The sequence below is a fragment of the Dyadobacter frigoris genome (assembly GCF_005280585.1).
In the GTDB taxonomy this organism is placed as follows: Bacteria; Bacteroidota; Bacteroidia; order Cytophagales; family Spirosomataceae; genus Dyadobacter; species Dyadobacter frigoris.
The window spans coordinates 264,709-290,364 of the sequence record NZ_SZVO01000001.1; the positions used below are offsets into that span (position 1 = coordinate 264,709).

General features: G+C 39.1%; 26 protein-coding genes and 3 tRNA genes. 19 read left to right on the forward strand and 10 right to left on the reverse strand.

The features are described from left to right. Window positions 1-64 precede the first annotated feature (64 nt). Entirely contained in the window at window positions 65-904 is an 840-nt protein-coding gene (locus FDK13_RS01210; protein ID WP_137338151.1) for a YjiK family protein, read from the reverse strand. Here FDK13_RS01210 and FDK13_RS01215 point away from each other — a divergent pair. After that, window positions 903-2,123: an AI-2E family transporter gene (locus tag FDK13_RS01215; RefSeq protein WP_137338152.1), complete on the forward strand. Its 1,221-nt coding sequence runs from the start codon at window positions 903-905 to the stop codon at window positions 2,121-2,123. The genes FDK13_RS01210 and FDK13_RS01215 overlap by 2 nt on opposite strands. A gap of 39 nt (window positions 2,124-2,162) precedes the next feature. Here FDK13_RS01215 and FDK13_RS01220 read toward each other — a convergent pair whose 3' ends face one another. Together FDK13_RS01220 and FDK13_RS01225 are read right to left on the reverse strand one after the other, a co-directional pair. Further along, on the reverse strand, window positions 2,163-2,639 hold the full coding sequence (locus tag FDK13_RS01220; RefSeq protein WP_137338153.1) for a gliding motility lipoprotein GldH: 477 nt from the start codon (window positions 2,637-2,639) through the stop codon (window positions 2,163-2,165). Between the two features lie 54 nt (window positions 2,640-2,693). Next, on the reverse strand, window positions 2,694-3,194 hold the full coding sequence (locus tag FDK13_RS01225; RefSeq protein WP_137338154.1) for a hypothetical protein: 501 nt from the start codon (window positions 3,192-3,194) through the stop codon (window positions 2,694-2,696). A 183-nt stretch (window positions 3,195-3,377) separates the two neighbouring features. On the opposite strand from FDK13_RS01225, the gene FDK13_RS01230 reads away from it, so the two are divergent. Both FDK13_RS01230 and FDK13_RS01235 read left to right on the forward strand, forming a co-directional pair. Beyond that, the gene (locus FDK13_RS01230; RefSeq protein WP_137338155.1) at window positions 3,378-4,229 is read left to right on the forward strand and encodes a sugar phosphate isomerase/epimerase family protein; all 852 of its coding nucleotides are present in this window, start codon (window positions 3,378-3,380) and stop codon (window positions 4,227-4,229) included. Window positions 4,230-4,262: 33 nt separating this feature from the next. Next, a complete protein-coding gene (locus tag FDK13_RS01235; RefSeq protein ID WP_137338156.1) occupies window positions 4,263-7,175 on the forward strand; it encodes a PVC-type heme-binding CxxCH protein in 2,913 nt (970 codons plus the stop codon). Window positions 7,176-7,195: 20 nt separating this feature from the next. Here FDK13_RS01235 and FDK13_RS01240 read toward each other — a convergent pair whose 3' ends face one another. Together FDK13_RS01240 and FDK13_RS01245 are read right to left on the reverse strand one after the other, a co-directional pair. Beyond that, window positions 7,196-7,996 carry a (Fe-S)-binding protein gene (locus FDK13_RS01240; RefSeq protein WP_137338157.1) on the reverse strand — a complete coding sequence of 267 codons (801 nt, stop codon included), beginning with the start codon at window positions 7,994-7,996 and terminating at the stop codon, window positions 7,196-7,198. 56 nt (window positions 7,997-8,052) lie between these two features. After that, on the reverse strand, window positions 8,053-9,399 hold the full coding sequence (locus tag FDK13_RS01245; protein ID WP_137338158.1) for a 4Fe-4S dicluster domain-containing protein: 1,347 nt from the start codon (window positions 9,397-9,399) through the stop codon (window positions 8,053-8,055). A 263-nt stretch (window positions 9,400-9,662) separates the two neighbouring features. Between FDK13_RS01245 and FDK13_RS01250 the strand changes: the two genes are divergently transcribed. The 3 genes from FDK13_RS01250 to FDK13_RS01260 all read left to right on the forward strand — a co-directional run bounded on the left by FDK13_RS01250 (window position 9,663) and on the right by FDK13_RS01260 (window position 10,566). Then, window positions 9,663-9,735: transfer RNA gene (locus tag FDK13_RS01250), tRNA-Phe, on the forward strand. Window positions 9,736-9,947: 212 nt separating this feature from the next. Then, a complete protein-coding gene (locus FDK13_RS01255; protein ID WP_137338159.1) occupies window positions 9,948-10,208 on the forward strand; it encodes a hypothetical protein in 261 nt (86 codons plus the stop codon). Then, complete coding sequence (locus FDK13_RS01260; protein WP_137338160.1) at window positions 10,195-10,566, forward strand: type II toxin-antitoxin system VapC family toxin; 372 nt, start codon at window positions 10,195-10,197, stop codon at window positions 10,564-10,566. Before FDK13_RS01255 ends, FDK13_RS01260 begins: the two co-directional genes overlap by 14 nt. A 6-nt stretch (window positions 10,567-10,572) precedes the next feature. Here FDK13_RS01260 and FDK13_RS01265 read toward each other — a convergent pair whose 3' ends face one another. Together FDK13_RS01265 and FDK13_RS01270 are read right to left on the reverse strand one after the other, a co-directional pair. Then, window positions 10,573-11,148: a hypothetical protein gene (locus FDK13_RS01265; protein ID WP_137338161.1), complete on the reverse strand. Its 576-nt coding sequence runs from the start codon at window positions 11,146-11,148 to the stop codon at window positions 10,573-10,575. Window positions 11,149-11,196: 48 nt separating this feature from the next. Continuing rightward, entirely contained in the window at window positions 11,197-12,000 is an 804-nt protein-coding gene (locus FDK13_RS01270; protein ID WP_137338162.1) for a hypothetical protein, read from the reverse strand. A 167-nt stretch (window positions 12,001-12,167) separates the two neighbouring features. Here FDK13_RS01270 and ubiE point away from each other — a divergent pair, with 167 nt between their 5' ends. The 4 genes from ubiE (at window position 12,168) to FDK13_RS01290 (ending at window position 13,932) form a co-directional block, all read left to right on the forward strand. Continuing rightward, window positions 12,168-12,890 (forward strand): bifunctional demethylmenaquinone methyltransferase/2-methoxy-6-polyprenyl-1,4-benzoquinol methylase UbiE, encoded by a 723-nt coding sequence (gene ubiE, locus FDK13_RS01275; RefSeq protein WP_137338163.1) that lies wholly within the window; start codon window positions 12,168-12,170, stop codon window positions 12,888-12,890. Then, on the forward strand, window positions 12,839-13,582 hold the full coding sequence (gene porT, locus FDK13_RS01280; RefSeq protein ID WP_229215857.1) for a type IX secretion/gliding motility protein PorT/SprT: 744 nt from the start codon (window positions 12,839-12,841) through the stop codon (window positions 13,580-13,582). Before ubiE ends, porT begins: the two co-directional genes overlap by 52 nt. A gap of 121 nt (window positions 13,583-13,703) precedes the next feature. Continuing rightward, window positions 13,704-13,778 (forward strand) — tRNA-Val (locus FDK13_RS01285). Window positions 13,779-13,857: 79 nt separating this feature from the next. Then, window positions 13,858-13,932: transfer RNA gene (locus tag FDK13_RS01290), tRNA-Val, on the forward strand. Window positions 13,933-13,981: 49 nt separating this feature from the next. Here FDK13_RS01290 and FDK13_RS01295 read toward each other — a convergent pair. Further along, complete coding sequence (locus FDK13_RS01295) at window positions 13,982-15,100, reverse strand: metallophosphoesterase family protein (RefSeq protein WP_137338164.1); 1,119 nt, start codon at window positions 15,098-15,100, stop codon at window positions 13,982-13,984. Window positions 15,101-15,313: 213 nt separating this feature from the next. Between FDK13_RS01295 and FDK13_RS01300 the strand changes: the two genes are divergently transcribed. From FDK13_RS01300 to FDK13_RS01335, 9 genes are all read left to right on the forward strand, one after another. Further along, a complete protein-coding gene (locus FDK13_RS01300) occupies window positions 15,314-16,924 on the forward strand; it encodes an alginate lyase family protein (RefSeq protein ID WP_229215858.1) in 1,611 nt (536 codons plus the stop codon). Window positions 16,925-16,978: 54 nt separating this feature from the next. Next, window positions 16,979-17,245 (forward strand): hypothetical protein, encoded by a 267-nt coding sequence (locus tag FDK13_RS35975; protein ID WP_229215859.1) that lies wholly within the window; start codon window positions 16,979-16,981, stop codon window positions 17,243-17,245. Window positions 17,246-17,259: 14 nt separating this feature from the next. Further along, window positions 17,260-18,486 (forward strand): glycosyltransferase family 4 protein, encoded by a 1,227-nt coding sequence (locus tag FDK13_RS01305; RefSeq protein ID WP_137338165.1) that lies wholly within the window; start codon window positions 17,260-17,262, stop codon window positions 18,484-18,486. Window positions 18,487-18,528: 42 nt separating this feature from the next. Next, on the forward strand, window positions 18,529-18,981 hold the full coding sequence (locus tag FDK13_RS01310; RefSeq protein WP_137338166.1) for a methylglyoxal synthase: 453 nt from the start codon (window positions 18,529-18,531) through the stop codon (window positions 18,979-18,981). 47 nt (window positions 18,982-19,028) lie between these two features. After that, window positions 19,029-19,649, forward strand: coding sequence for a thioredoxin family protein (locus tag FDK13_RS01315; RefSeq protein WP_137338167.1), 621 nt, complete (start codon window positions 19,029-19,031; stop codon window positions 19,647-19,649). 144 nt (window positions 19,650-19,793) lie between these two features. Then, a complete protein-coding gene (locus FDK13_RS01320; protein ID WP_137338168.1) occupies window positions 19,794-21,368 on the forward strand; it encodes a 4Fe-4S binding protein in 1,575 nt (524 codons plus the stop codon). 15 nt (window positions 21,369-21,383) lie between these two features. Beyond that, the gene (locus tag FDK13_RS01325) at window positions 21,384-21,908 is read left to right on the forward strand and encodes an NADH-quinone oxidoreductase subunit J family protein (protein ID WP_137338169.1); all 525 of its coding nucleotides are present in this window, start codon (window positions 21,384-21,386) and stop codon (window positions 21,906-21,908) included. Continuing rightward, complete coding sequence (gene nuoK, locus FDK13_RS01330; RefSeq protein WP_137338170.1) at window positions 21,901-22,212, forward strand: NADH-quinone oxidoreductase subunit NuoK; 312 nt, start codon at window positions 21,901-21,903, stop codon at window positions 22,210-22,212. Before FDK13_RS01325 ends, nuoK begins: the two co-directional genes overlap by 8 nt. Before the next feature lie 40 nt (window positions 22,213-22,252). Next, window positions 22,253-22,699, forward strand: a complete 447-nt coding sequence (locus FDK13_RS01335) for a DMT family transporter (protein ID WP_137338171.1) — start codon at window positions 22,253-22,255, stop codon at window positions 22,697-22,699. On the opposite strand, the gene FDK13_RS01340 is transcribed toward FDK13_RS01335, so the two are convergent. Further along, entirely contained in the window at window positions 22,696-23,217 is a 522-nt protein-coding gene (locus FDK13_RS01340; protein WP_137338172.1) for a DUF6265 family protein, read from the reverse strand. The genes FDK13_RS01335 and FDK13_RS01340 overlap by 4 nt on opposite strands. A 182-nt stretch (window positions 23,218-23,399) precedes the next feature. Further along, complete coding sequence (locus tag FDK13_RS01345) at window positions 23,400-25,292, reverse strand: amidophosphoribosyltransferase (protein ID WP_137338173.1); 1,893 nt, start codon at window positions 25,290-25,292, stop codon at window positions 23,400-23,402. Window positions 25,293-25,656 lie beyond the last annotated feature (364 nt).

A 25,656-nucleotide genomic window follows, 5' to 3' on the forward strand; every position in this document is an offset into this window, starting at 1 on the left:
TCGAAATTAGCTGTTGTGATTTTGACATTATCTACTTTATTGCATTGTTAACAAAAATATAACATCAGCGGTAAGTAATCCGGAAAAATTCCCGCTGTTCATTGGTAACAATCATATCGGTATTATTGACAAACATCAAAGCCTCTGCCTGCTTTCTGACAAACTTAAAACAACCCAGAGGTTTTTTAAAAGTGATCTCATTATTCTCAATACCAAATAACAGTATTTTTCCATAGGTTAAAAGTGCAAATATTTTTCCATCGGGACTGATATCCGCCGACGTAACCGGTGTATCTATTTGAATGCTGTCAAACGGAGTAATGGAATAATTGCCTTTTTGAGCTGGTAACTGATATAATCTTACATATTTATTCGTGCGACTCCAGTTTTTTGAAAATAAGAAAAGATTTTCGTTGTGGTAAAAAAAAGCTTCACAGTCAAAATTAAAGTTGTCTTGTGAAGGTGGAAATTGTTTTTGGTCAGCATAGTTAAAAGTGATCTTCTCTGTTTCGGAATTTCCGGGTGGAACTTTGTAAACAGTAAGCTGACGTTTAGTATTGTCATTATTGCCAATGTCTCCGATATAAATTGTGCCGTTATTATCTTCTGCAAGATCTTCCCAGTCTGAATTATTTGCGTCAGGAATAAGTTTTGTAGACAGAAGTTTGCCCTGGAAGTCAATTTCATATAATTCGGGTTTTCCACCACTGTCATTGTGCGTCCAGAAAGCATTCTTATTCTGGCTTTTAGCTATGCCGGAGCTTTCATTTGCCACAGCCGGTAACCTGCCGATTTTGGTGAATTTATAGTGGGAATATACTTTTTCAAAACCATTAACTTTATCCGGATTACAGGTAGAAAACACAGTTTTAGCAGCAAATAATAGAAAATATAGCTTATTCATGAATCGTCCTTTACAATCACTATCAAACAAAGATAAAGAAACACCCGCTTACCTGAAGCTGGCCGGTATCCTTGTTGCATTAATCTCAGGTGTCTATATCCTTTTCGTACTTAGAGAAACACTGATCCCTCTGGCATTTTCGGTTTTACTTGCGATCCTTCTCCATCCGGTTTGTGTCTGGCTGGAACATCGCCGCGTTCCACGAATAGTTGCTATTTTATTAAGCATCATGGTTTTAATTGTTGTTATTTTTATTCTGGTTTATGTCGTCACATTGCAGATTGGCAGTTTTGCGGAGGAATTGCCACGAATCACCGAAAAGGCTGAAATTATTCTTGATCAGACTTTAACCATGGGCGAGCGTTATTTAAGTTTGAGCCGGACTCAACAGGTAACGGAGGCAAAAAGATATCTTGTTGATATGTTAAGCGAAGGCCGTGCCGTTTTGTTAAATACATTGGTAACTACAACGGGTGCTATTTCGACGTTTATTTTACTTCCGCTTTATGTCTTTTTCTTCTTGCTTTACCGGGACTTTTTCAGGAGGTTTTTCTACAAAGCAATTGCGGGCGTTCCTAATGAAGATCTGAATGCGTTGCTGAAAAAAATTTATAGCGTAATTCAGAGTTATCTGTCGGGATTATTTCTGGTTATCATTATTGTGGGTGTTTTAAACAGTATCGGACTTTTAATTCTTGGCGTCCCCCACGCTATTTTCTTTGGATTTTTAGCAGGATTCCTGATTTTGATTCCCTATATAGGAATTTTAATTGGCTCACTGTTCCCGGCTTTGCTGAGTATTGTCACAATGGATTCTTACTGGTATGCCGTGGGCGTTATCGGTGTGATGAGTTTTGTCCAGTTTTTGGAAGGGAATTTCATTACGCCTAATATTGTCGGATCAAAGGTAAGTGTGAATCCGATGGCTGCTATCGTAGCGTTATTTCTTGGCGGACAGCTTTGGGGATTATCAGGATTAATTCTGGCTTTGCCCGTTACAGCGATTTTGAAAGTTATTTTAGATACAATTCCAACTCTTGAACCCTACGGATTTTTACTGGGCGAGCCTGTTCACGAAGTTGAAGAGGATAAGGCAGAAGAGCTCCAAAAAATTGTGGAGCAACAGGAAGTCAAGAAAAAACGGTACCGGAATTATCGAAACCGTCCTCGTAAAAAGCCAGAAAGTCAATCAGGAAGTCAGCCAGGTTCAAATATTTAAACAAATAAGGATTCTCTTTTGCGGGAGAATCCTTATTTGTTATTTCTCAGCTTTTTCAACACTGATACCAATTCCCATCAAAAAAGGCAACGGATTTTGCCGCATCGATTGTGAAAGTGTAAAAGTATAAGTACCCGAACGCGGAAATTTATAATTGGTCAAAAAAGGTATTTTATGATCAAATAAATCGCCCAGACCTTTGCCAAATGGCTTTCCTGTTATTTCATTCGAAAGAAAAACCTCTTGCAGCGTTGTTGACATCAAGGTGCTGTCTGGTCCTGTGATTTTTCTTGTCAGATATAAATTATAATAAGGATACTGTAAAGTATTTCTTACCAGGTAAAATACATTATAAAGCTGTGTGCTATCCTTTATTTCAACCTTGAAAGAAGGTGTATTTTTGATAAACCACTGGCCGTCGTCAATGTCTTCGTATGCCTTGTAAACAACATTTTTGTCGCATCCTGTTAGTAAAATCGCAAAACAAAATGTGGCAAACAATCCAAAAGTTCTCATGCAGGTATCAGTAAGTAGTATACAAAGCTAAGCCGCGAGTTAAACCTTTCAAAACTAGGAAGCGGTTTGTGCTGAAAAATAACGACTAAGCCATGAATTGGACGCCGGCGTTTTCCAGCGTTTCATCCACTGCGCCTTGGTTGTTACCTGATTATCAAAAATCGTAGTAAAAGGCGTTATGATTTGTTCGGTAACGGCTTGTTTTATTTTTGGTACCGGAATGGTTTCAACGTTATTGTTGTCGTCCAGATAAGCCAGAGAGCGGTCAAAGAAATCAATATTAAGCCTGCTGCCGATTTCCTGCAGCCAGTGAACCGATTTGTCAATGGAACAACCGCTTGGCAATTCTTTTGTTTCATCTATCGCAATTACTACAAAACGATGTTCGAAAATTTTTCCTGACGCCGTAAGCGGATGCCCGTGTGCTTCCCAGTTTTCCAAAGCAGCTTTCAAAGTTTCGGTTAGAATGCCAACTTCTTCATCCGTAAATTTCCGGTTGGCCTGATAAATCCAGACGCGGGCTGATAAATCTATTTCACTAAAAGGGATATACATGGTGATCAGTTTTGAAAATTATAAATGTAATCTGTTGATGCCGTTACAATTAAAACAAGGCATTGGAAAACTAAGTTCGTAATCCTGAATGCGGTTGTTTCAATGATTAATCAGGTTAACGACATTTCTCCAACAGTATAATACAAAGTTTCTTTCTTTTTTTAGAAAAGCAAATAAATTAAGATGAACCGGCGGCAAGCGATTAAAAAATCTGCATTATTGTTCGGTGCTGCGGCGCGCCTGGAAATGTCCGGTGTAGTAAAATCCGCTTTTAAGCTTGGGGCCTGTGACTGGTCTTTAGGCAAAACTTTATCTCCTGACGCTTTTGATATTGCGAGAAAAATTGGTCTGCAAGGCGTGCAGGTTAGCTACAACGCAAGCAAAGATCCAACAGGTTTATCAGATCCTAAAACGCTGGAAATTATTCGGCAGGCCTCAAAAGATTCTGGTGTAAAAATATCAAGTCTGGCCATTGGCGAATTAAACCGGGTGCCCTACAAGTCCGATCCAAGAGCAGAAGAATGGGTTTTGAAAAGTATTGATACAGCAAAAGAATTGGGTGCAAAAGTAATTTTACTGGCATTTTTCTCGGAAGGGGATTTGAGAAATGATCTTCAAGGACAAAAAGCAGTGATTGACAAATTGAAAAAAGCTGCGCCTCACGCAGAGAAACTGGGTATCACGTTAGGAATAGAATCCTATTTAACTGCTCAGGAACATATTGATATTATTGAGCGGGTCGGATCGAAATCGGTGAAGGTTTATTACGATTTCAGAAATGCGACGGATGCGGGAAATGATGTTTTCAAAGAATTAAAAATGCTGGGCAAAGATCGTATTTGTGAACTACACATGAAGGAAAACGGGCAGCGACTGGGAGAGGGTACGCTGGACTGGCCGGAAATTGCAAAGGCGATAAAAGATATTGGCTATGAAGGCTGGATGCAGCTGGAATGGGCAAGTCCAAAAGATGTGGATATCGTTACATGTTATCAACACAACAAGGAATATTTAGGTAAATTATTTCAGTTCTGATAAATAAAATCACCAGCATTTTTTCTGATCAACATGCGCCCAACGCTGACTTTCCTAACCTTTTCCGGACTTCTGCTAAGTCTGTTTTTATCTTTTTCAATAGATAAAAATTCGTGTAATTATTCTTTGATAAAATCTGAAAATAATCCGAGACAGCTAAGGCTGGATGGTGATACGTCAAAATTGTATACTCCGGATGATCTGGAAGCAACACTTTGGGCAGAAGCACCCATGTTTAATAATCCCACGAATATGGATGTGGACGCGAAAGGAAGAATCTGGATTACCGAGGCAGTCAATTACCGCGATTTCAATACCAAACCTGCTGAAAGATTATCGCACAAACAAAAAGGTGACCGTGTGATGATCCTTGAAGATACGGATGGCGATGGTAAAGCGGATAATTCAAAGGTTTTTGTTGAGGATTCTCTGTTAACAGCGCCTCTGGGAATTGCGGTGATTGGCAATAAAGTTATCGTTTCCTGTGCTCCGAATTTATTGATTTATACGGATGATAATGGTGATGACAAACCAGATAGACGGGAAGTTTTCCTGACTGGTTTCGGCGGTTTTGATCACGATCATTCTTTGCACTCTCTGGTTGTTGGTCCGGACGGGTTTTGGTATTTCAATACCGGAAATGCAGGGCCGCATGTGGTGAAAGACAAAAGTGGCTGGATGCTCAGAAGTGGAAGTTTGTATACCGGTGGGACTCCCTACAACCTGAAAAATGAGGGAAATATGAAATCCGATGATGACCGGATCTGGGTAGGAGGGCTGGCATTGAGAATTAATCCGGATGGAACGGGACTGAAAGTAGTGGGGCATAATTTCCGTAACAGTTATGAAGTTTGCATGGACAGCTATGGAAATCGCTGGCAAAATGATAATGATGACCAGGTGATTACCTGCCGGACTTCCTATTTGCCGGAGTATGGCAATGCAGGATATTTTTCTTCGGACGGAACCAGATTCTGGCAGGCAGACCGCCGACCCGGACAGGATATTTTTACGGCGCACTGGCATCAGGAAGATCCGGGTGTTATGCGGGCCGGTGATAATACCGGAGCCGGTTCGCCGACGGGAATTATGTTTTATGAAGGTGATGGTTTGGGACCTCAATACAGAGGAATGTTACTAAGCTGCGAAGCGGGAAGAAATGTGATTTTTGCTTATAAACCAGAAAAAAACGGTGCAGGATTTGATTTGAAAAGAAGAGATCTGATCAGTTCTTTTTCCCGGGCTTCTGAGAAATATGAATGGTTTGAAACCGATAATGATACCAGAAAATGGTTTCGGCCGTCGGATATCGTTGCCGGTACGGATGGTACTTTATATATCGCGGACTGGTATGATCCGATTGTAGGCGGTCATGCGATGAAAGATAAAAAAGGATATGGACGGATTTTCAGGATTACACCAAAAAATAAGAAACCGGTCGCTCCAAAACTTGATTTTGCAACGACAGAAGGTTTAATTGAAGTATTAAAAAATCCTGCTGTCAATGTCAGAGCAGTAGCTTTTGATTTATTGAAAAAGAAAGGTGATACAGCTGTTGAGCCGGTTAAAACACTTTTAAAATCTGAAAATTCTTATCATGCGGCAAGGGCGATCTGGTTGTTGGCGCAGTTGGGAGAAAATGGAAAAGCAGAAGTTGTAAATTTAATAAAAAGTCAGGAGGCAGCTTTAAGACTAAATGCTTATCGCGCGCTGAGAGCTACAAATTCGGATATTTTATCTTATGCTGAACAATTAGCGTCAGATCCTGATGCAGCTATTCGTGCCGAAGTTGCGGTTTCTTTGAGAGATATTCCTTTTTCAAAATCAAAAGAAATTATTGGCCAGCTTTTGAAAAAGTATGATGGGAAAGATCCGTGGTTACTGGAAGCAATTGGAACAGCTTCGGAACGTAAAGAAGCAGAGGTCTATACTTTGGCAAAGGAAATTTATTCCGGAGAACCTAAATTCTGGAAAGCGCAGGAATCTAATCTCATCTGGCGGTTGCATCCCGTAGCAGCCATTAATGATTTGAAATTGCGGGCAGAAGCTGCAAGTATTTCTGAAACGGAGCGTAAAAAAGCTGTGACAGCCCTGGCTTTTATCCGCGATAAAAAAGCAGCGGTTGCTATGCTTGAATTATCGAAATCCAAACTCGCGGATGTTTCTTCAAATGCTACATGGTGGCTGAATTTCAGAAGAACCAATGACTGGGCTGATTTGCTGGATTGGAAAGCTTTTGAATCAAGTACTGCTGCACCGGTTAATCAGAAAATGCTGACTTTAAAAAGAACGCTTTCAGATGATAAGCAATCTTTAACAACCAGAATTTCTTCGGCAAAACAAATGGCCCTGGATCCTTCCGGCGGTGATATGCTGATTGAAATGAGGGTCCAGGGAAAACTTTCAGATACGATTGTGAAATCAGTTAGTGAGTTGATTTTTAAAAATCCCAGCCAGAATGTGCGGACGGTCGGCAGTCAGTTTTTTCCAAGAAATGGAAAGGTGATGAAGGTTGATTTTATTAACCGTATGACCGCAAATCCTGAAAACGGCAAGAAATTATTTATTACCAATTGCGCAGTTTGTCACCGCCATGGGGAAGATGGAGGCGAAATAGGCCCAGATCTTACCAAAATTCATGAGAAATTTGATAAAACATCTCTGCTCGATGCGATTATAAATCCGTCTGCCAACATCGTTTTTGGCTATGAAGCCTACGCAATCACAACCCAAAAGGGCGAGTCCTATTTCGGATTTTTATTGAGCGACGGGAATAATGTAGTGCTGAAAGACGCTGCCGGAACCAGGCATGTGATAAAGTCTATGAATATCAAAAAACGAGAAAAACTTCCGAATTCTTTAATGCCCGAGCCTGTTAATTTGGGGCTGGATGAGCAGGCTCTGGCGGATATAACGGGTTATCTAATGAATTTTCAAAAACCTTAACTGGTTTTGGAAAACTGAAATTACAGTCCTTCGGCTTGGGCTATCAATTCGGCCAGATCAAAAACCTTAACCGTATCTTCTTTTTCCTTGTTTTTAACGCCGTCAGTCATCATGACCATGCAAAATGGACAGGCAACGGCAATTGTTGTAGCGCCCGTTTCGATTGCTTCTTCAATACGTTCAATGTTAATATCTTTTTTGCCGGCTTCCGGCTCTTTAAACATTTGGCCACCGCCAGCACCGCAGCATAGTCCTTTTGTTTTGCAGCGCTTCATTTCGACAAGATCAGCATCTAAGGCTTCCAAAACATGGCGGGGCGCTTCATAAATACCATTTGCTCTTCCCAGATAACACGAATCATGAAAAGTTATTTTCCGGCCCTTAAAAGTTTCTCCACCTTCAATTCTTACCCTGCCTTCATTAATAAGCTGCTGCAAATATTCAGAATGATGAACCACATCATAATTTCCGCCCAGCTCAGGATATTCGTTTTTAAGCGTATTAAAACAATGAGGGCAAGCCGTAACTATCTTCTTAACGCCATACATATTCAAAACCTGAATATTGGACATGGCGAGCATTTGGAAAGTAAATTCATTCCCGGCACGACGCGCAGGATCTCCGGTACAACTTTCTTCTGTTCCTAAAACCGCAAATTTAACACCGGCTTTGTTTAATATTTTAACAAAAGCTACCGTCACTTTTTTATACCGGTCATCAAAAGAACCCGCACAACCAACCCAGAAAAGTACTTCCGGTATTTCATTATTGGCTGCCATTTCAGCCATAGTTGGTATTTTATGTGTTATTGTTTCACTCATTGGTTTCTGATAATTTTTGGCAGGTTTGATTAGGAATCGAGGTTAAGCAAATCAAGTTAGACCTCATTTCTCAATTTATCAGCCCAGTTAAAACGATCTCCCGGTGAGAATTTCCATGGCGCCTGATTGGTATCCAGATTCTGGAACATCGCATTCCAGGCTCCTGGTGCCTGCGCTTCATCCATGATTTTATATCGGCGTAACTGAAGAATTATATCAAGTGGATTGATCAGGATCGGACATTCCTGCACACAAGCGTTACAAGTTGTACAGGCAAGAATTTCTTCATTGCTGATATAATCTCCCATTAGGCTTTTTCCGTCTTCGACAAATTTTCCATCGTTGGCCTGCATTATCCGGCCAATATCTTCCAGTCGGTCACGTGTATCCATCATGATTTTTCGGGGAGATAATTTCTTACCCGTAATATTAGCGGGACAGGCTTCTGTGCACCGGCCACATTCTGTACATGAGTATGCATCCATCAGATTTTTCCAGCTTAAATCCGGCACATCTTTCGCTCCAAAACGTTCGGGAATGGCATTTTCTTCTCCATTGGTTTCCATGGCCTCTGTTAAACCCAGCATGATTTTTACCTCTTTGGTAATATCGGGCATATTATTCATTTCTCCCTTCGGTGTCAAACGGGAGAAATAAGTATTTGGAAATGCCAGCACGATATGTAAATGTTTGGAATAAGTGACGTAAGCCGCGAAAGTGAAAATGCCAAGAATATGAAACCACCAGGCGAAACGTTCATAAATCACAAGTGAAGTTTCGTTCCAGTTAGCGAAAACAGGTTTTAAAAAATGACTGAACGCAAAATCACCCGTGCGGGTATAATGCTGACTTCCCATTTCCTGTAAAACCGTATCGGTTGCATTCATGGTCAGGATTGCAATCATCAAAACGATTTCAAAAAGCAAAATAATTTTCCCATCAAGCTGCGGCCATCCGTTCATTTCTCTATGGCGGGATGGCTGAAATCTTTCAACTTTTAAAAAAGTACGGCGTATTAAAAATATTGCGCAGGTTACTAAAACACCAACCGCAAGAAATTCAAAAAAGCTAATCAAAAAAGTATAAAATGAACCCAGAAAAGGAGCGAAAAGTCTGTGTTTCCCAAAGATTCCGTCCAGGACAATTTCCAGTACTTCAATATTGATCAGTAAAAAACCTGCATAAACAACAAAATGCATAATGCCGATAAGTGGCCTGTCAAACATTTTCTTTTGTCCAAATGCGATTCTTAACATAGTTGCAAAACGAACTGCGGGCTGATCCGCACGATCTTCATCACGGCCTAATAAGATTGTATTTCGGATCAAACTGGCTCGCTTAAAAACCAGCCAGCCGACAATTCCAAGAATTGCTAAAAAGATGATTTGCTGGATTATCGCCATAAGAATTCGATTTGCTGCATCAATTAACTATATTTCTGTAAAGTAGTATGCAAGCATACCAAAAACAAATATGATAAAAATGTATTTAGCTACAAGTTTTTTAAAAATAAATATTTTTTTTACTTGGGTAAGTGTTAGAAAATCAGTAGAGTAAGCCAGATTACGGCATATTTGAATAAAATATTTATAAATTTTTTCTCAAAATAATTTGGAAAGACAAATCGTAATTCTACCTTTGCAGTCCCAAAGGGTACCAACTGAACGGTGATGTAGCTCAGTCGGTAGAGCAAAGGACTGAAAATCCTTGTGTCGGCGGTTCGATTCCGTCCATCACCACAGAACGCCACTTCTAGCAATAGAAGTGGTTTTTTGCTTTATTGCGCCAATAATTGCGCCAAATAAACGCAAGAAGACCAAAATGGACATTAGACACGGTACTCATCCAAAGGCCCGGAAATTAATATTATATGCGAAATCTCATTCAAGTTAGTAATTCGCTAATCACTATAAGGTCCTGTTAGAAGAAATTCTAGCAGGATTTTTTATTTATGGAGGAAATTGAAAAAACAGCAGCTACAAAATCAGGTGTAATTTTTGAGTGGCTGACTTTTTTCGTAAATTCATATGAAATTCATGCTGCTATGACAATTATATTAAAGAAGGGAGTGTCCTTCGACAAAGTCGATGAGCAAATTAAGACTGCCAAAAGCAGCCATAAGAAGCCGGATATGAAAAAATATGCTGGAACAATAAAGTTAAAGGAAGATCCTCTGGTCATTCAAAAACGAATGAGGGATGAGTGGGATTAATATTTTATTGGATACCAATATAGCTTTGTATGTATTAAATGGAGATGTTATTTTGGAGCAGTATCTTCAAGGAAAAGTTTTTTATGTTTCTTTTATCAACGAGTTGGAATTGCTAGGATATAAAAATATTACGATATCTGAAGAGACAAAGATTGAGCTATTTTTGGAAGACTGTGCGATTATTGATATCAACGAAGGCATCAAAGAAATTACAAAACAAATCCGTCGTAATTACGCACTGAAATTACCAGATGCCATTGTAGCAGCCACAGCTATTTTTCTTGGCGTTCCACTTCTTTCTGCTGATAAACAATTTGGTCAGGTTTCAGATTTAACTTTTGTTTTATATGAGCCCTAATTAATTTCACTTCCCAAAAATCCTCCCATCCGTTATCTCCCCCCGATGCTCTTCCAAAAATTCACAAAACAATTTTATCTGAATTTCCTGCACCGAAAAGTCAACCGTCTGATCATAATTTTCCTGATATACATCCTGGAAATCTGTGATCACATAGCGTAAAGTTCTAATCCCTTTTGAACGTAATGCTGGTAAATAAAAATTTTGATGACTATGTTCAAACCGGCCAGGCTGATAACTGTTTGTCGTTTTGATGTCTACCGCCAGTGTTTTTCCAATGACATCAACATAGCCATAAAGCAAAACATGATCAAGCTGATGTTCACAATAAACCTGCGTTTTCATCATTGGGCGTGGTAGCAGTGCCCGGACTTTGTCAAGAATCTCGGCATCAAAGGAATCTTCATTCACACCTCTAATAACGGCTTCTTCAAAAGATGACCCTTTTGCCTGAGATTCTGTCTGCGGAATAGGAACACGATTGATCCGGTTTAGGAAATCAGTTTTTTCAATGTAACCTTTTTGATATCGATCAAAAAGATTTAGTAATGTGGGATATAACTTATATTGGATTGCGGCCAAAGGATGAAAATTTAATCTGATGGAAAAGTAGAGTATAAAGATAACTTGTTAGCGCCGTCTTCTTTTTGCGTTGCCACTAAACTTGTACGTGACCGACAACGCCAGAAAACTGAATTTATCATTAGGTGTTTTACTATAAGAGTCAGCCTCTTCCGGATTAATTAGCCTCATGCCCGATGTGGCATCTACTTTATCACTTCTCACAAAATAAAAGTGATAGTTGAAGCCGAAAATCAATTTTTCAAACAACTTGTAATCAAACGAAACGCCAACGGGAATAATTCGCTCATTCGTTTTTTTGATTCCCCATTTTCCATGCGGTTTTCCCCAACGTAAAAAAAGTGGATTTCGGGCGCTTGTTTTGCTGTTTGTAAATCTTAATAAATTGTTTGTTTTGATATCAAAAGCATTGGCGCTGAACATCATTAACCCTAATCCCCCGTGAACATTTATATTAAATTCTCCATCGTAACCTGAAACAAATTGTTCGGTCAAATTCCACTTGGCCAGCAGTTCTATAGCATTGTATTCGTTGATGAAATAGGAGTTGAAGAACGAAACTTCCTGTCCGCCAAGTTTGCCCATTGAATATCCTAGACTCATAGAAAGTGTTTTATTGATGGTTCTGTTTGCTTCAATACCAAACATTCCGGGCATATCCTGTTGGCCTAATTCTCCATAGAATTGGGTAAGTCCGCCTCTGATGGTCACGGAGTAAGGAGAAATTATTTTTTGTCTGGAATTACCCCGTTTGTAATTTTCATATGCTTCTTTCCAGCTGTTCCGATGCTGTGCTTTTACAGGGAAGTATATAGAAATAAGGATAAATAATTGTAAAAATTTGCGAATCATAATCGGTAGGTGTGTGTAGTCTTGAAACAAATATAAAACTATCGTGATTTTTATTCTGGTGTTTGGCTTTAAAATCAGTGCTTTATGCAAACTTTACATATATGGGGCAAAACGATAACCAATAAATATCTGTTAGTTTTGTACTTCTAATTTTATGTTAATCGAAAATGAGTGTAGTACCCTATAAAGACAAGGACGGAAGCAAACGTGAGCAGGTAGCGGAAATGTTTGATAACATTTCGCCAAAATATGATTTATTGAACCATGTTTTGAGTGGTGGTGTCGATATTTACTGGCGTAAACGTGCGATAAAATTGCTGAAAAAAGAGCAGCCAAAAGTGATCCTGGATATCGCAACGGGTACGGGTGATTTTGCAATTGAAGCACTTTCTCTCAATCCTGAAAAGATATACGGCGTTGACATTTCCGAAGGAATGTTAGCCGTAGGACGTGAGAAAATTGCTAAGTTGGGCAAGCAGGATATTATCACTTTACAAAGCGGAGACTCGGAAAATTTGTCTTTTGAGAACAATTATTTCGACGCTGTTATCGTTTCGTTTGGAGTACGTAATTATCAGAATCTGTTGGCTGGCCTGACGGAAATGAACCGCGTCATGAAACAGGGCGGAACTTGTGTGGTTGTTGAATTCTCGAAACCCCGTTCTTTTCCGTTCAAGCAGTTTTACAATTTTTATTTCAAATATATATTACCATTGATAGGTAAGACCGTCTCAAAGGACAGTTCAGCCTACACCTACCTTCCTGAATCCGTTCAGGCATTTCCGGATGGGGAGGCTTTTCTTGAAATTTATAAAAAAGCAGGTTTTAAAAATACCAAATGCATACCATTAACCTTCGGGATTTGCTCCATTTATACAGGACAAAAATAATTATCAGTTTCGCCATACTGTGTGTGTTTTCACAGGAAGTTAAAGCGCAGGGACAAGGTTATGTGCGCCGGCATTTGGAATATTATGATGACAAACCGATCCATTACGGGATTTTGTTTGCTATGCCGTTTACGAGTTATAACATCCGCCATAGTGATGCATTTGTTCCTGGTGATTCAGCTTATCTGATTCAGTCGCCGATGAAAACGGCTTTTCGGATGGGTTTTATTCTTAATGCCTATTTGAGTGAAAGGTTTGATATCCGGACAACGCCATCGGTTTCGCTTTACGAGCGTCAGATTAAGTATAGCTATCCTAACAGTCCTGACAAAATTGATAAACGGGAGTCTACCTGGCTTGAAATTCCGTTGCTCATAAAATATAAATCCAAAAGGCGGGTCAACACGCGTATGTACATGATTGCCGGTGTAACGCTTGGTCTTGAAACCAATGTTAAAAAAAGTACTGCCGGAACCGGAAGTGCAGGAGGCCGGCTTGATACGCAGACATCAGATTTTACATTCGACTGTGGCGTAGGTTACGAGCGGTTTTTTGAGTTTTTCAAATTCGCTCCCGAATTGAGATTTTCTACGGGTTTGAAGAATGTATTGAATCCATCAAAAAATTCAAGTGCTGTTGGAATTGGAAAACTTACCACGCATACGGTAACTTTATATTTAAATTTTGAATAAACAGAATTCTGATTATCAGGTCATTGAAAAAAATATTTTAAAAAAATAAAATTTTTTCTGTGGATAATTTGGATAAAGAAAATCAGTCCTGCATATTTGCACTCCCGAATGATGACAAGAGGGGCTCTTAGCTCAGTTGGTTCAGAGCACCTGCCTTACAAGCAGGGGGTCGCTGGTTCGAATCCAGCAGGGCCCACAAGAAAACGAGTTAGCAATAACTCGTTTTACTTTTTCTCAGAAAGTTGAAAAAAGGTCATTATTTTGAATTCCCGAAAGGGCTCTTAGCTCAGTTGGTTCAGAGCACCTGCCTTACAAGCAGGGGGTCGCTGGTTCGAATCCAGCAGGGCCCACATTAAAAAAGCAAATCATTTCTGATTTGCTTTTTTTGTTTTAACTCAATTAAAGATGAAGTTCGAATTCGTCTGCCAGTGAAGCCTTCATGGTGTTATCCATTTTTTCTTCGTGTGGAATTGTATAATATTCTCCTTTCAAAGTTAATCCGGTGCTGCTTTTTTCTATGGCAATTTTTAAAAAGCCATGTTTGTCTCCACAATAGGTTTCCAGATTTACCCCTTCAAATAAATCACTATCATTAGTAAAACGTTTGTCGCTTTTTAAAGCCACAGGATGAAGTTCGTCGTAACCTCCTGCACCTGCAACAATGAAAGGGATTTTCAAGCCATCTTTATATTCCTTTGTAAACCTTTGGTAATTGTGCACATGGCCGCTGAAAACAATATCCGGTCTCACACCGGTTTCTACGAATATTTCTTCAAGAAGTGTAATCATTGGAATACTCGAACCATGGTTTATGTCGGCGGAATAAGGTGCATGATGTAAACATAAAATCAATGCTTTATCTGGCCTTTCCTTATCAGCCGCTATAAGTTCTTCTTTAAACCATTTTTGTTGGTCAGGCGTAATCACTCCAAATTTTGGAACATTACTATGTAAACCTATTATGTTTGCCAAAGGCGCTTTGAGTGTCCAGTAAATGTTAGGCTGAACCATGCTTTTTCGGTCAACTCCGCCACCAAAGCTAATATCTCTTGATTCAGTGTCACAAAATACGGCCTTAAATGCATCCAGGCTTTTATAAGGTGTGGCATTAGGATTTACATCACTATCATGATTTCCTGCGATGGCAAATATAGGTCCGGGATATTTTTCGTAGGGGTCGAAAAACTGTGTGTAATAGCGGCTCGCTTCACCAAAGCTATAAACAACATCTCCCAAATGAAATAAGAATTGTGGACGTTCATCTTTACTGCTTTCATATTGCCGGCCCATTTCACTGGCTACTAAATGCTGAAAGGTCGGCCTTCCGATACTTCCGGTATCACCCAACATGTGAAATATAGTTTTTTCAGTATTGACATCCGGGATAATTTTCTGCAATGCTAACCGATACGGATACTTGCCGGAAGGAGAGGGTAAAGGCTGAAATTTATAAGTATCGTCAGGCTGGTCTTTTTTCAAAACCGGCGTGAGATACCTGAAAGAGGTATTGGAAATCATGATCACAAATTAAAACCAAAAATACAATTGGGTATTAAGGTACAGTTAAATTTAAAATAGGGGAGCGCCCAAAGTTGATTTAGGGTTACTTTTTACTGGCGTTCTATTCTAATATACTGAAAATGATTTCTTAAACCAACTTACGTCCGGATTGTTATTTTACATTTAATGGGCAGGTGGTTTTAAAGGTACTTATCAATACACACACTTTTCATGAAAATTTTCCAAAGCCAGGGAGCTGGCTTGTTTGCTATATCAGATTTATTTCAGGTTGTTCAAAATATGGGTTGGCAATATACCGGCTTTCGTATTTGGTATGAAATTCAACGAAGAACGGGAATATTAAAACTTCGGTTTCCTGTTAATCCACCGGGAAAAAAAATGGTCACACTTGAAGAATGGCGGACTATTCCGGTAAATTTTTTCTTTTCTGATCAATTTCTTGAATCGAATTTTGAGGAGAGGCACCCGGATTATCGTGCACTTTCAAAACGCGTTGAAGCGATTCATCAAAACCGTTTTTTGTATTTTGGATCGAAATGGTTCACTGTTCCGGATTGGCTGACGAATCCACAAAATGGATTTCAATATGATGTTACAAAACACTGGACAGAAATTCCTGATTTTTCTCGGAAAGCCGGAGATATAAAGTATGTCTGGGAAAAATCGCGTTTCACTTTTCTGTATGATTTGATTCGTTATGATCATCATTTTGGAAGAGATCAGTCTGAAACCGTTTTTTTGCAAATTGAAAGCTGGATTGATCATAATCCGGTTAACTGCGGTCCGAACTGGCGGTGCAGTCAGGAAATTACGATTCGGGTTTTAAACTGGACTTTTGCTTTGCAGTATTACAAAAAGTCCTCTGCTCTTAATGATGAGCTTCTCTCAAAAATCCTAAACAGTATTTATCAGCAGATGCGTCATGTCGCAGAAAACATTCATTTCTCCCGTATTGCAATACGAAATAATCATGCGCTTACAGAGGCATTAGGTTTGTATTTAATCGGTTTGTTATACCCGTTTTTTGATGAAAGTGGTAATTGGAAAAGAAACGGAAAGAAGTGGTTTGCAGAAGAAATCGCTTATCAGGTTTATGATGACGGCACTTTTCTTCAATTTTCCATGAATTATCATCGTGTCTTGGTTCAATTATTAACCTGGGCGATTCAACTTGCAGATTTAAATCATGAATCCTGGAACGAAGTCGTATATGATCGTGCAAGAAAATCTTTAAAATTTCTTCAAACTTGTCAGGATACTAAAACGGGTTGGCTTCCTAACTATGGAAATAACGACGGCGCTTTATTTTTCCCGTTAACCGATTGTCATTTCCGGGATTTTCGACCGCAGTTATTGGCTTTGGCAACAGTTCTGGAAGAAAAATGTAATTATGGAAATGGGCCATGGAAAGAGGAAAGTGTATGGCTCAACCTAAATCCTGATACTATCGAAGACAAAACGCTGAGAGAAGATTTCCAAATTTCTACTTTCCTAAAGGGCGGTTATTATGTTTTAAGAGATCATTACACAATTACATTTCTTCGGTGCGGAAGTTACCAGAACCGTCCTTTTCAGTCAGATAACTTACATCTTGATATCTGGGTTGATGGTGAAAATATTTTGCGGGACGCCGGATCTTATCAATACAACACGGATCAAAAATGGACGAATTACTTTTCAGGAACTGCATCGCATAATACCGTGATTTTGGGAGATCATGATCAAATGCGAAAAGGTAAAAGATTTATCTGGTACGACTGGATTAAAAAAGGCGAAGGAAATTGGAAAGAAGAAAATGATGCTACGGTTTTTGACGGCTAGTATATAGGATTTAAAAAGCTTGGAAGAAATATCATTCACAAGCGTAAAGTGACCATGGTAAAAGGAGCCTTTCACTGGATTGTTGAAGACTGGATTGAAAATGTACCCGAAGGAATTTTAATGCATCAAATCTGGCATCCTTACCCTGCTTTTTTTGAAAAGTTTACAATCAACGCTTTTCATGAAAATGAAAAAGTGATTTCATTTTCCAAAACAGAAGGTTGGTATTCCGGAACGTATGGAGAAAAAGAGCCAACACAGAGAATTGTTTTTAGTACCCAAGAGCGATATATCAAAACGATTATTTGTCTAAAAATTTAAAGAAAAAATCAGCGATGCGAATTTTACTAATACATCAGTTTTTTCTTGAAGATAACGAAGGCGGTGGTTCGCGGTGGAATGAGATGAGCAGAATCTGGACGGAAGCCGGGCATGAAGTAACGGTTTTGGCAGGCATGACGCACTATATGGGAAATGTAAAATCCAACTACGACGGGAAATATTTTCATATTTCAAAAAACCGGGATTTTGTAAAAGTGATCCGTTGCCATGTTAGTTCGGGAGATAAAGGTTTTCTAAGCCGCATTTGGTCTTTTCTGTCCTTTGTTTTTTCAGGAATCTTCGCTGGAATATTTCTGGCAAAAGAAAAATATGACATGATCATTGTCACATCGCCTCCATTGTTTGTTGGGCTTATCGCGATTTTTCTGAGCTGGTGGAAGAATATTCCTTTTGTATTTGAAGTCAGAGATCTTTGGCCTGAATCGGCAATTGATACCGGTGTTTTGAAAAATAAATACCTGATTCATTTTTCATTCTGTTTTGAAAAATTGATTTATCGAAAGGCGAAACGGATTTGTGTTTTAACGCCTGCTTTTCAGGAAATATTAATCAGAGAAAAACACATAAATGCAGATAAAATCATTTGCATCCCAAACGGAGCAGATTTTATTTTTTCTGACAAATTACTTACTTCATTTGACTCTCATTCCTTTCGTAAAGTCCATAATCTTGAAGATAAATTTGTTATAACCTACGTCGGGGCGCACGGAATTTCCAATCATCTGATTCAGGTTTTAGAAACCGCTGAACTTCTCCTTGATACAAAAGTCATTTTCTTACTTATTGGGAATGGTGCAGAGAAAGAAGACTTAATTAAAGAATCTAATCATAGAAAACTTACCAATGTCCGTTCTATTGGTTCTGTATCAAAAAGTGAAGTTTTTAACTATATTCTGGCGTCTGATATTGGGTTGTCGGTTTTGAAGAAAACGGGCATTTTTAAAACAATTTATTCTAATAAGACTTTTGATTATTTGTCCTGTAAAAAGCCTGTTTTAATGGCGATTGATGGGATTTCCAGACAATTAATCGAAGAGGCGGATGCAGGATTATTTGTAGAACCGGAAAATCCGAAAGACTTTGCCCAAAAGATCAGATTTTATTTAAATAATCCTGACATCGCCAAACGGCAAGGCGAAAATGGATATACATTTGTTAAAAATCATTTTGACCGGGAAGTTTTGGCAAAGGTGTATTTGAATTATATTCGGGGCATCTGAAAAGAAATTGATCTCAAATTACTTTTGATAAACCGAATTTAAATGTCACATATCAGAAAAATAGCCGCCAGCAAACGCATTGCTATGGTTGCACACGATAACCGGAAAACGGAATTGATGGATTGGGCAACAGCCAATCGCGAATTATTGTCCAAAAATACTTTATACGCCACCGGAACAACGGGCAGATTATTGGAAGAATTGTTGAATCAACCCGTTATACTGCTTTTGAGCGGTCCACTCGGAGGGGATCAACAGGTTGGATCGATGATCGCAGAGGAAAAAATTGATTTGTTGATTTTTTTCTGGGATCCTATGTCAGCCCAGCCGCATGATCCGGATGTAAAAGCATTACTTCGGTTATGTGTTGTTTGGAATATTCCTGTGGCCTCTAATCGTGCAACAGCCGATTTTTTATTTACATCTCCCTTGATGCATGAAGATTATTTAGCAGAACAGACTGATTATAGTAAATATTTGAACCGTATTGTCTGAACTGAAATGAGCGGGTTCGGGTTTTTTCTTTGTACAAAAATACACTCATGAAGAACCTGTCAGATTTATTTCAAAGCGGAATAGAAAGAACGATTTATTCTTATTCCGATTATATGTTGTTAATGGAACTGGTTGTAATGGAGCAAAGAACAACCGGGCCGAAACAATCAGACGAATTAAATCATTACACAAAGTTGAATTTGCATCGGATGCAGCGTTTGAACAAAACGGTTGTATTAAGTGAAAGTTTGAAAATAGCTATAAGTCAGATCCAGTTTCCTCAAATCTGGTATGTTTTGACAGAAGCCTGGTGTGGTGATGCGGCACAAAATATTCCGGTTTTGGCTGCCATTGCAAAATTGAATCCGCTGATCGATATTCAGCTTATTTTGAGAGATGAAAATCCGGATATAATGGACGAATATCTTACCAACGGAGGACGTTCCATTCCAAAATTGATTGCGGTTGATGGAGAATTTAACGAAATTTTCAACTGGGGGCCACGACCAGCCGGCGCTCAGCAGATGCTGATGGAATATAAAGAAAGCCCAATTAAGCCGTACAAAGAATTTGCTGAGGATATTCAGAAATGGTATACGGCAGATAAAACGCAGTCTATGCAAAAAGAATTATTAGTGATACTGGAAGGTGTTTCTGTTGAAAAGTAAGTTTTTTAATAGATTACTCTATCTTTGCAATAGGCTTATTTTCGGATTTCCCGGATGTAGTTATGAATTGAAAATTGAGACCTGCTAACGTTGTCGACTTACTTTAAAAATATATCAGAGGGAATCAATACCACTTTAACGGGTATGAAACTGACGTTGCGCCATTTATTTCAGGCAAAACGGCGCCGGGTGAATAATGATATCCGTTCGAATAATTTCTATGATTTGCAGAATGGTATGGTTACGATTCAGTATCCTCAGGAAACTATTCCGATTCCTGATAATGGCCGTTATCGTCTGCATAATGAAATGGACGACTGTATTGTCTGTGATAAATGTGTAAAGGTTTGTCCTGTTGATTGTATTGAAATTGAGCCAATCAAAGCCATAGAAGAAGTTGGTCGCGCTTCGGACGGTTCGCCGATTCGTCTTTATGCAGCCAAGTTTGATATTGATATGGCAAAGTGCTGCTACTGTGGTCTTTGTACAACAGTTTGTCCGACGGAATGTCTTACGATGACAAAGACTTTCGATTATAGTGAGGTTGATATCCGGGATATGGTCTACAATTTCGGAAACCTGACAGCTGACGAAGCACAGGAGAAACGAGATTTGCTTGAACAATTCCAAAAAGAAAAAGAGGCACTTAAAGCGGCTCAAAAACCTGCCGCTCCTTCGGAAATGATGGCAAAGGCGCCTGTTGCACGTCCAGCTTTCAAACCGACGATCAAGCCAAAACGAGAAGAAGTTGTTGCAAAAGAGGAGCCGACGGAAGTAGAAACTCCAAAGCCAAAACCTGTTTTCCAGCCACGGAAAGCTGCTCCGGTGGAAGCGAAATCCATAACGGAAGAAACACCGGAAGAGAATATAGGCAAACCGGTAGCAAAGTTGCCTTTCAAACCTTCTATGAAACCTAAGGTTGAACCTTCGGAAGTAAAAGAAGAAAGTGATATAGAACTTAATGAGGCCCCGAAAGCGAAACCGGGTTTCAGGCCATCTATGAAACCGAAAACAGATACGGCTCCCGAAGCTGAATCTATGGTTTCGAATTCAGAAGAAACTGTTCAGGCGAAACCAGCTTTTCGCCCGACTATGAAGCCTAAACCGGTTACGGAGTCAGAGGAAATAGCGCCTGGTGAAGAAGTTGAAAATGAAGAAGTAAAAGCAAAACCAGCATTTCGTCCTACGATGAAACCAAAGGTTGAAGCTTCTGCGGATTCTGAAATAACACCTGAAATTTCCAAAGAGTCTGTTGCTCCAAAACCGGCTTTTAGACCAACAATGAAGCCAAAAGTTCCTGTTTCTGAAACTCGGGAAGCGTCGGTTGAAGATGAAGAAGTAAGAGCTAAACCAGCGTTTCGCCCTACGATGAAACCGAAGGTTGAGGAAGCTCCATCTGCTGAAATAATTCCTGAAATTTCCGAGGAGCCCGTTGCTCCAAAATCAGCTTTCAGACCAACAATGAAACCAAAAGTTTCTGTTTCTGAAACTCCGGAAGCGGCGGTTGAAAAGGTTGAAAATGAAGAAGTAAAAGCTAAACCGGTATTTCGTCCAACAATGAAACCAAAGGTTGAGCCGACTGTTTCGGATGTGCCGGAGATTACAATTGAAAATAAAACAGATCAGAATATAACGGAGGCAAAAGAGGAAACTCCTAAGCCCAAACCGGCATTTCGACCGACAATGAAACCAAAACCAAAATCACCTGATCAGGAATAATTTATATTGAAATAAATGGAAATAGCGGCTTTTTATGCTTTCTCGGGATTAGCGATTGTATCAGCGCTTTTTATATTGTTTTCAAAAAACCTTATTTACGCGGCTTTTGCCTTGTTCCTGACATTCCTGGGTGTAGCCGCATTGTATGTTTTGGCGGGAGCAGATTTTCTGGCCGTGACTCAAATTATGGTTTACGTTGGGGGAATTCTGGTGCTGCTTATTTTTGGTATTATGCTTACACAAAAGACGGATAGAGAAGCCGTTTCTTCAACCCCTAACCGGGTAATAGTATCCATCACCCGACAATTTTCCGGATTTATCGTTGGTGCAGGCTTGTTTGGTTTCCTTTCTTACATTATTGCAATGTCAAATTTCAAGATGACCGGGGAAACAAATATTTCAAGGTCAACATTAAAAACAATTGGTGTTAAATTGATGACAAGTCATCTTTTGCCTTTTGAAATTGCTGCTATCCTTTTACTGGTTGCATTAATCGGCGCAGCTTATCTTGCCTTAAACAGAAATCCAGCTCATGATTAATATTCCGGTAGAACATTATCTGATTGTTGCGGCAGCTTTATTCAGCATCGGCCTGGCGATCGCAATTACCAAACAGCATTTAATCGGTATATTATTAGGCATAGAATTAATGCTGAACGCTGTCAATATTAACCTGATCGCGTTCAGTCGACATGATCCTGAAAAAATCGGGGGACAGCTTTTTGCTCTTTTTGTAATAGTTGTTGCTGCGGCGGAAGTTACGGTTGCGCTGGCCATTATTCTGCGCGTTTATGGACATTTTCGCTCTGTGAACCCGGATAAGATCAATGAATTGAAGAAATAAAAAGGACGAATTTGAAACCAAATCTTTACCTCCTAAATTTATGAATTGGTTTTTCCTGGCGCTTGCCTTTATGATCGGAATGGCTAATACGTTGCAATCCGGCGTGAATGCACAGCTTCGAGTGGCTTTGGGAAATCCGTTGATGGCTGCCATTACATCGTTCAGTTTTGGCCTTTTCGTCTTATTGGTTGCTTTTCCCTTTTTCAATCAAAATCCGATTCCAACGTTGGCCACTTTTCGTGAAGTGAGCTTGTGGAAATATGCCGGTGGATTTTTAGGCGCTTTTTATGTCGTAACGGTTATTTTTATTGTTAAAGATATCGGTCCGGCCAATTTAATCTGTTTGGTTATAGCCGGACAAATGTTAGCCGCAATGGTCATTGACCACTACGGCTTGCAAGGTTTTGCCGTACATCCAATCAGTTTCGCCAGAATATGCGGCGGACTACTGCTGATTGCAGGCGTTTATCTGATCCTGAAAAATTAAGGAATACGGTTGAAAACAAACAGATCCATAAATTCCCACTTGTTATTTTCCAGTTTCCCTCTTCTGATCACCAATTGATTTTGCGTTCTTCTTTCGTAAATAATGCGAACAGAAATATCGTCTTTTTCAAATAAAGCCTGATTTTTCTTTGCCTCGATAAAGTTATAAGTATCAGAAACCTCTTTTTCTTCTAACGAAATCATACCTGGTTTGAAATGTTTTACATGCGCAACAGGTCCTTTTTCGCTTTGTTCAAATGCAAATAATTCATAAAGTGTAGCTTTCCCATCTTTCACCATTCGGATAAATCCAACGATATTATCTCCTTCAGGCGCGGTCCATGAAGCCTCAATAGTTCCTCCATTGTAATTACCTTTCCAGCGTCCATCCAGAAAATTAATATCTTTCAGGCTTCCGGTTGTTGCGGCTATTTGCGCATTGGCATAGAAACTTGTTAGCGCGAGCACAAATAGAAAAGATAAGATTTTACTAAAACTGAATTTGTTAAGTTGAGTCATATGGATTTAGGTTTTATTAAAATGCCAAATTAGAAGTTATTTTTCAATTTAACTGAATTGCGTCAACGTATTGACTGAATTTAGCTAAATACTGTCAGTACGTTGACGCAATTAGCGTTTTAACAAAAAAATAACCGCCCAAACTTCGGGCGGTTATCAAAATATACTAAGAAATTCTTCTTTTAGTAAGCTCTTTCCAGCTTGCCTTCATGCGAATTTGCAAATGCTTTATTCACTACTTTATTTCCACCAGGTGTTGGGTAATTTCCTGTGAAATACCAGTCGCCAATGTGATTTGGACACGCTTTATGAAGGTTATCAACTGTTTGGAAAATAACTGAAAGTTCGGCATTCAAATCTTTTGGACGAATAATTTCAGCCACTGAATTTGAAATTTCCTGATCTGTAAAGGGCTCATAAAGGGCTTTTACATAATTTGTATGGAATGAATTTTTCGTAGCGATTGATGCAACGGCTTGAGTATAAACATCTTCGCGTAAATAATCCATATCACGATCTTCAAGCAATTTTAAGACTGCTCTGAAAGCAACAAAATCTTTCATTTTAGACATGTCAATACCATAACAGTCAGGGAAACGGATTTGCGGGGCAGAAGAAACAACGACAATTTTCTTAGGCTGTAATCTGTCAAGCATCGTTAAGATGCTCTTTTCCAGGGTAGTACCTCGGACGATTGAATCGTCAATGATCACTACGGTATCAACGCCTTTCCGAACCACTTCAAATGTTGTATCATAAACATTTGAAACCATATCATCACGAAGTGCATCAGCCGTTATAAACGTTCTGGATTTAACATCTTTCGTTACAAGCTTTTCAATACGAGGACGGAATGAAAGTACTTTTTCAAGATCAGCCTCGAAAAGAATTCCATCCATAATGGCCTGTTTCCTTTTCTTTGCCAGGTATTCTTCCAAACCTTCAATCATTCCTAAAAACGCAGTTTCAGCAGTATTTGGAATATAAGAGAAAATCGTGTTTTCGAGATCGTAATTGATCTCTTTCAAAATCTGTGGAATCAGTAGTTTACCAAGTTGCTTGCGCTCGTAGTAAATATCCGGATCGGTACCTCTTGAGAAATAAATACGTTCGAAACTACATGAACGTTTTTCCAAACGTGGCAAAATCGGGAATTCATTATATTCACCGTTTTTGTCAATAATAAGCGCAGAACCCGGGGTAATTTCCTGAATCTGAGAATATTCGACATTAAATGCAGCTTTAATTGCTTGTTTTTCAGAAGCAACTACAACCACTTCGTCATCAGCATAATAAAAAGCAGGACGAATTCCGGCAGGGTCACGAATAACAAAAGAAGCTCCGTAACCTGTTAAACCGCACATTGCATATCCGCCATCAAAATCACGGCACGATCTGTATAGAAGTCTTTGTAAGTCAATATTTTCTTCAATCACATCCGATAAAGTCGGATTTTCATAAATTCCTTTGAAGCGATCGAAGACACGTTGATTTTCTTCATCAAGGAAATGTCCAATTTTTTCCATGACCGTAACTGTATCAACTTTCTCTTTTGGATGCTGGCCTAGAGATACCAGTTTTCCAAAAAGTTCATCAACATTAGTCATGTTAAAATTCCCTGCCATAACCAGATTCCGGCTTCTCCAGTTACTCTGACGTAACATCGGATGACAGTTTTCTACTTCATTGGTACCATGCGTACCATAACGCAAATGTCCCAGCCAAACTTCTCCGGTAAATGCAAGATTTTCCTGTAACCATTTAGCATCTGTAATACGTTCTTTATTATTCTTCAGTCCTTTCCGGAATTTCTTGTGAATTTTCGAGAAAATGTCGGTAAGTGGCTGAGGCTCTACTGATCTGTAACGGCTGATATAGCGTTTTCCAGGTGGTACATCGATTTTGATGTTGGCAACTCCGGCTCCATCTTGTCCCCGGTTAACCTGTTTTTCCATCATTACTGAAAGCTTGTGCACGGCATATAGCGGCGTGTCGTACTTGTCAATGTAGTATTGAAATGGCTTTCTTAGACGGATAAGTGCTATTCCGCACTCATGCTTTATGGCGTCGCTCATGAGAAGAATAATGAGTTAGAAATATGAACATTTGCTGGCTGCAAATCTTATTCCTTTTTTAATAATTTGTTAACGAACGAAAATCGTCGTTAGTTCGTAAACCCAGAATAAAGGTACAAATCCTTTCTCTTAAAAAACTTCTAATCTCAATGATTTTTTATTGTTGTGACGATAATAAAATGACAAAAGTAGCCGACATGCACCAGACAGCTACAATAAGCTATGTTTATGAAAAGTTTAACACCAATTATTTATATATTAAAGAGATAAAGAAGAAATGGTCTCAGGAAAAAAGTTTTTAAATTATTTTAATTAATTTCTTAATACGGAGATAATATTCAGTCAAACATAGAATTTATTCTGG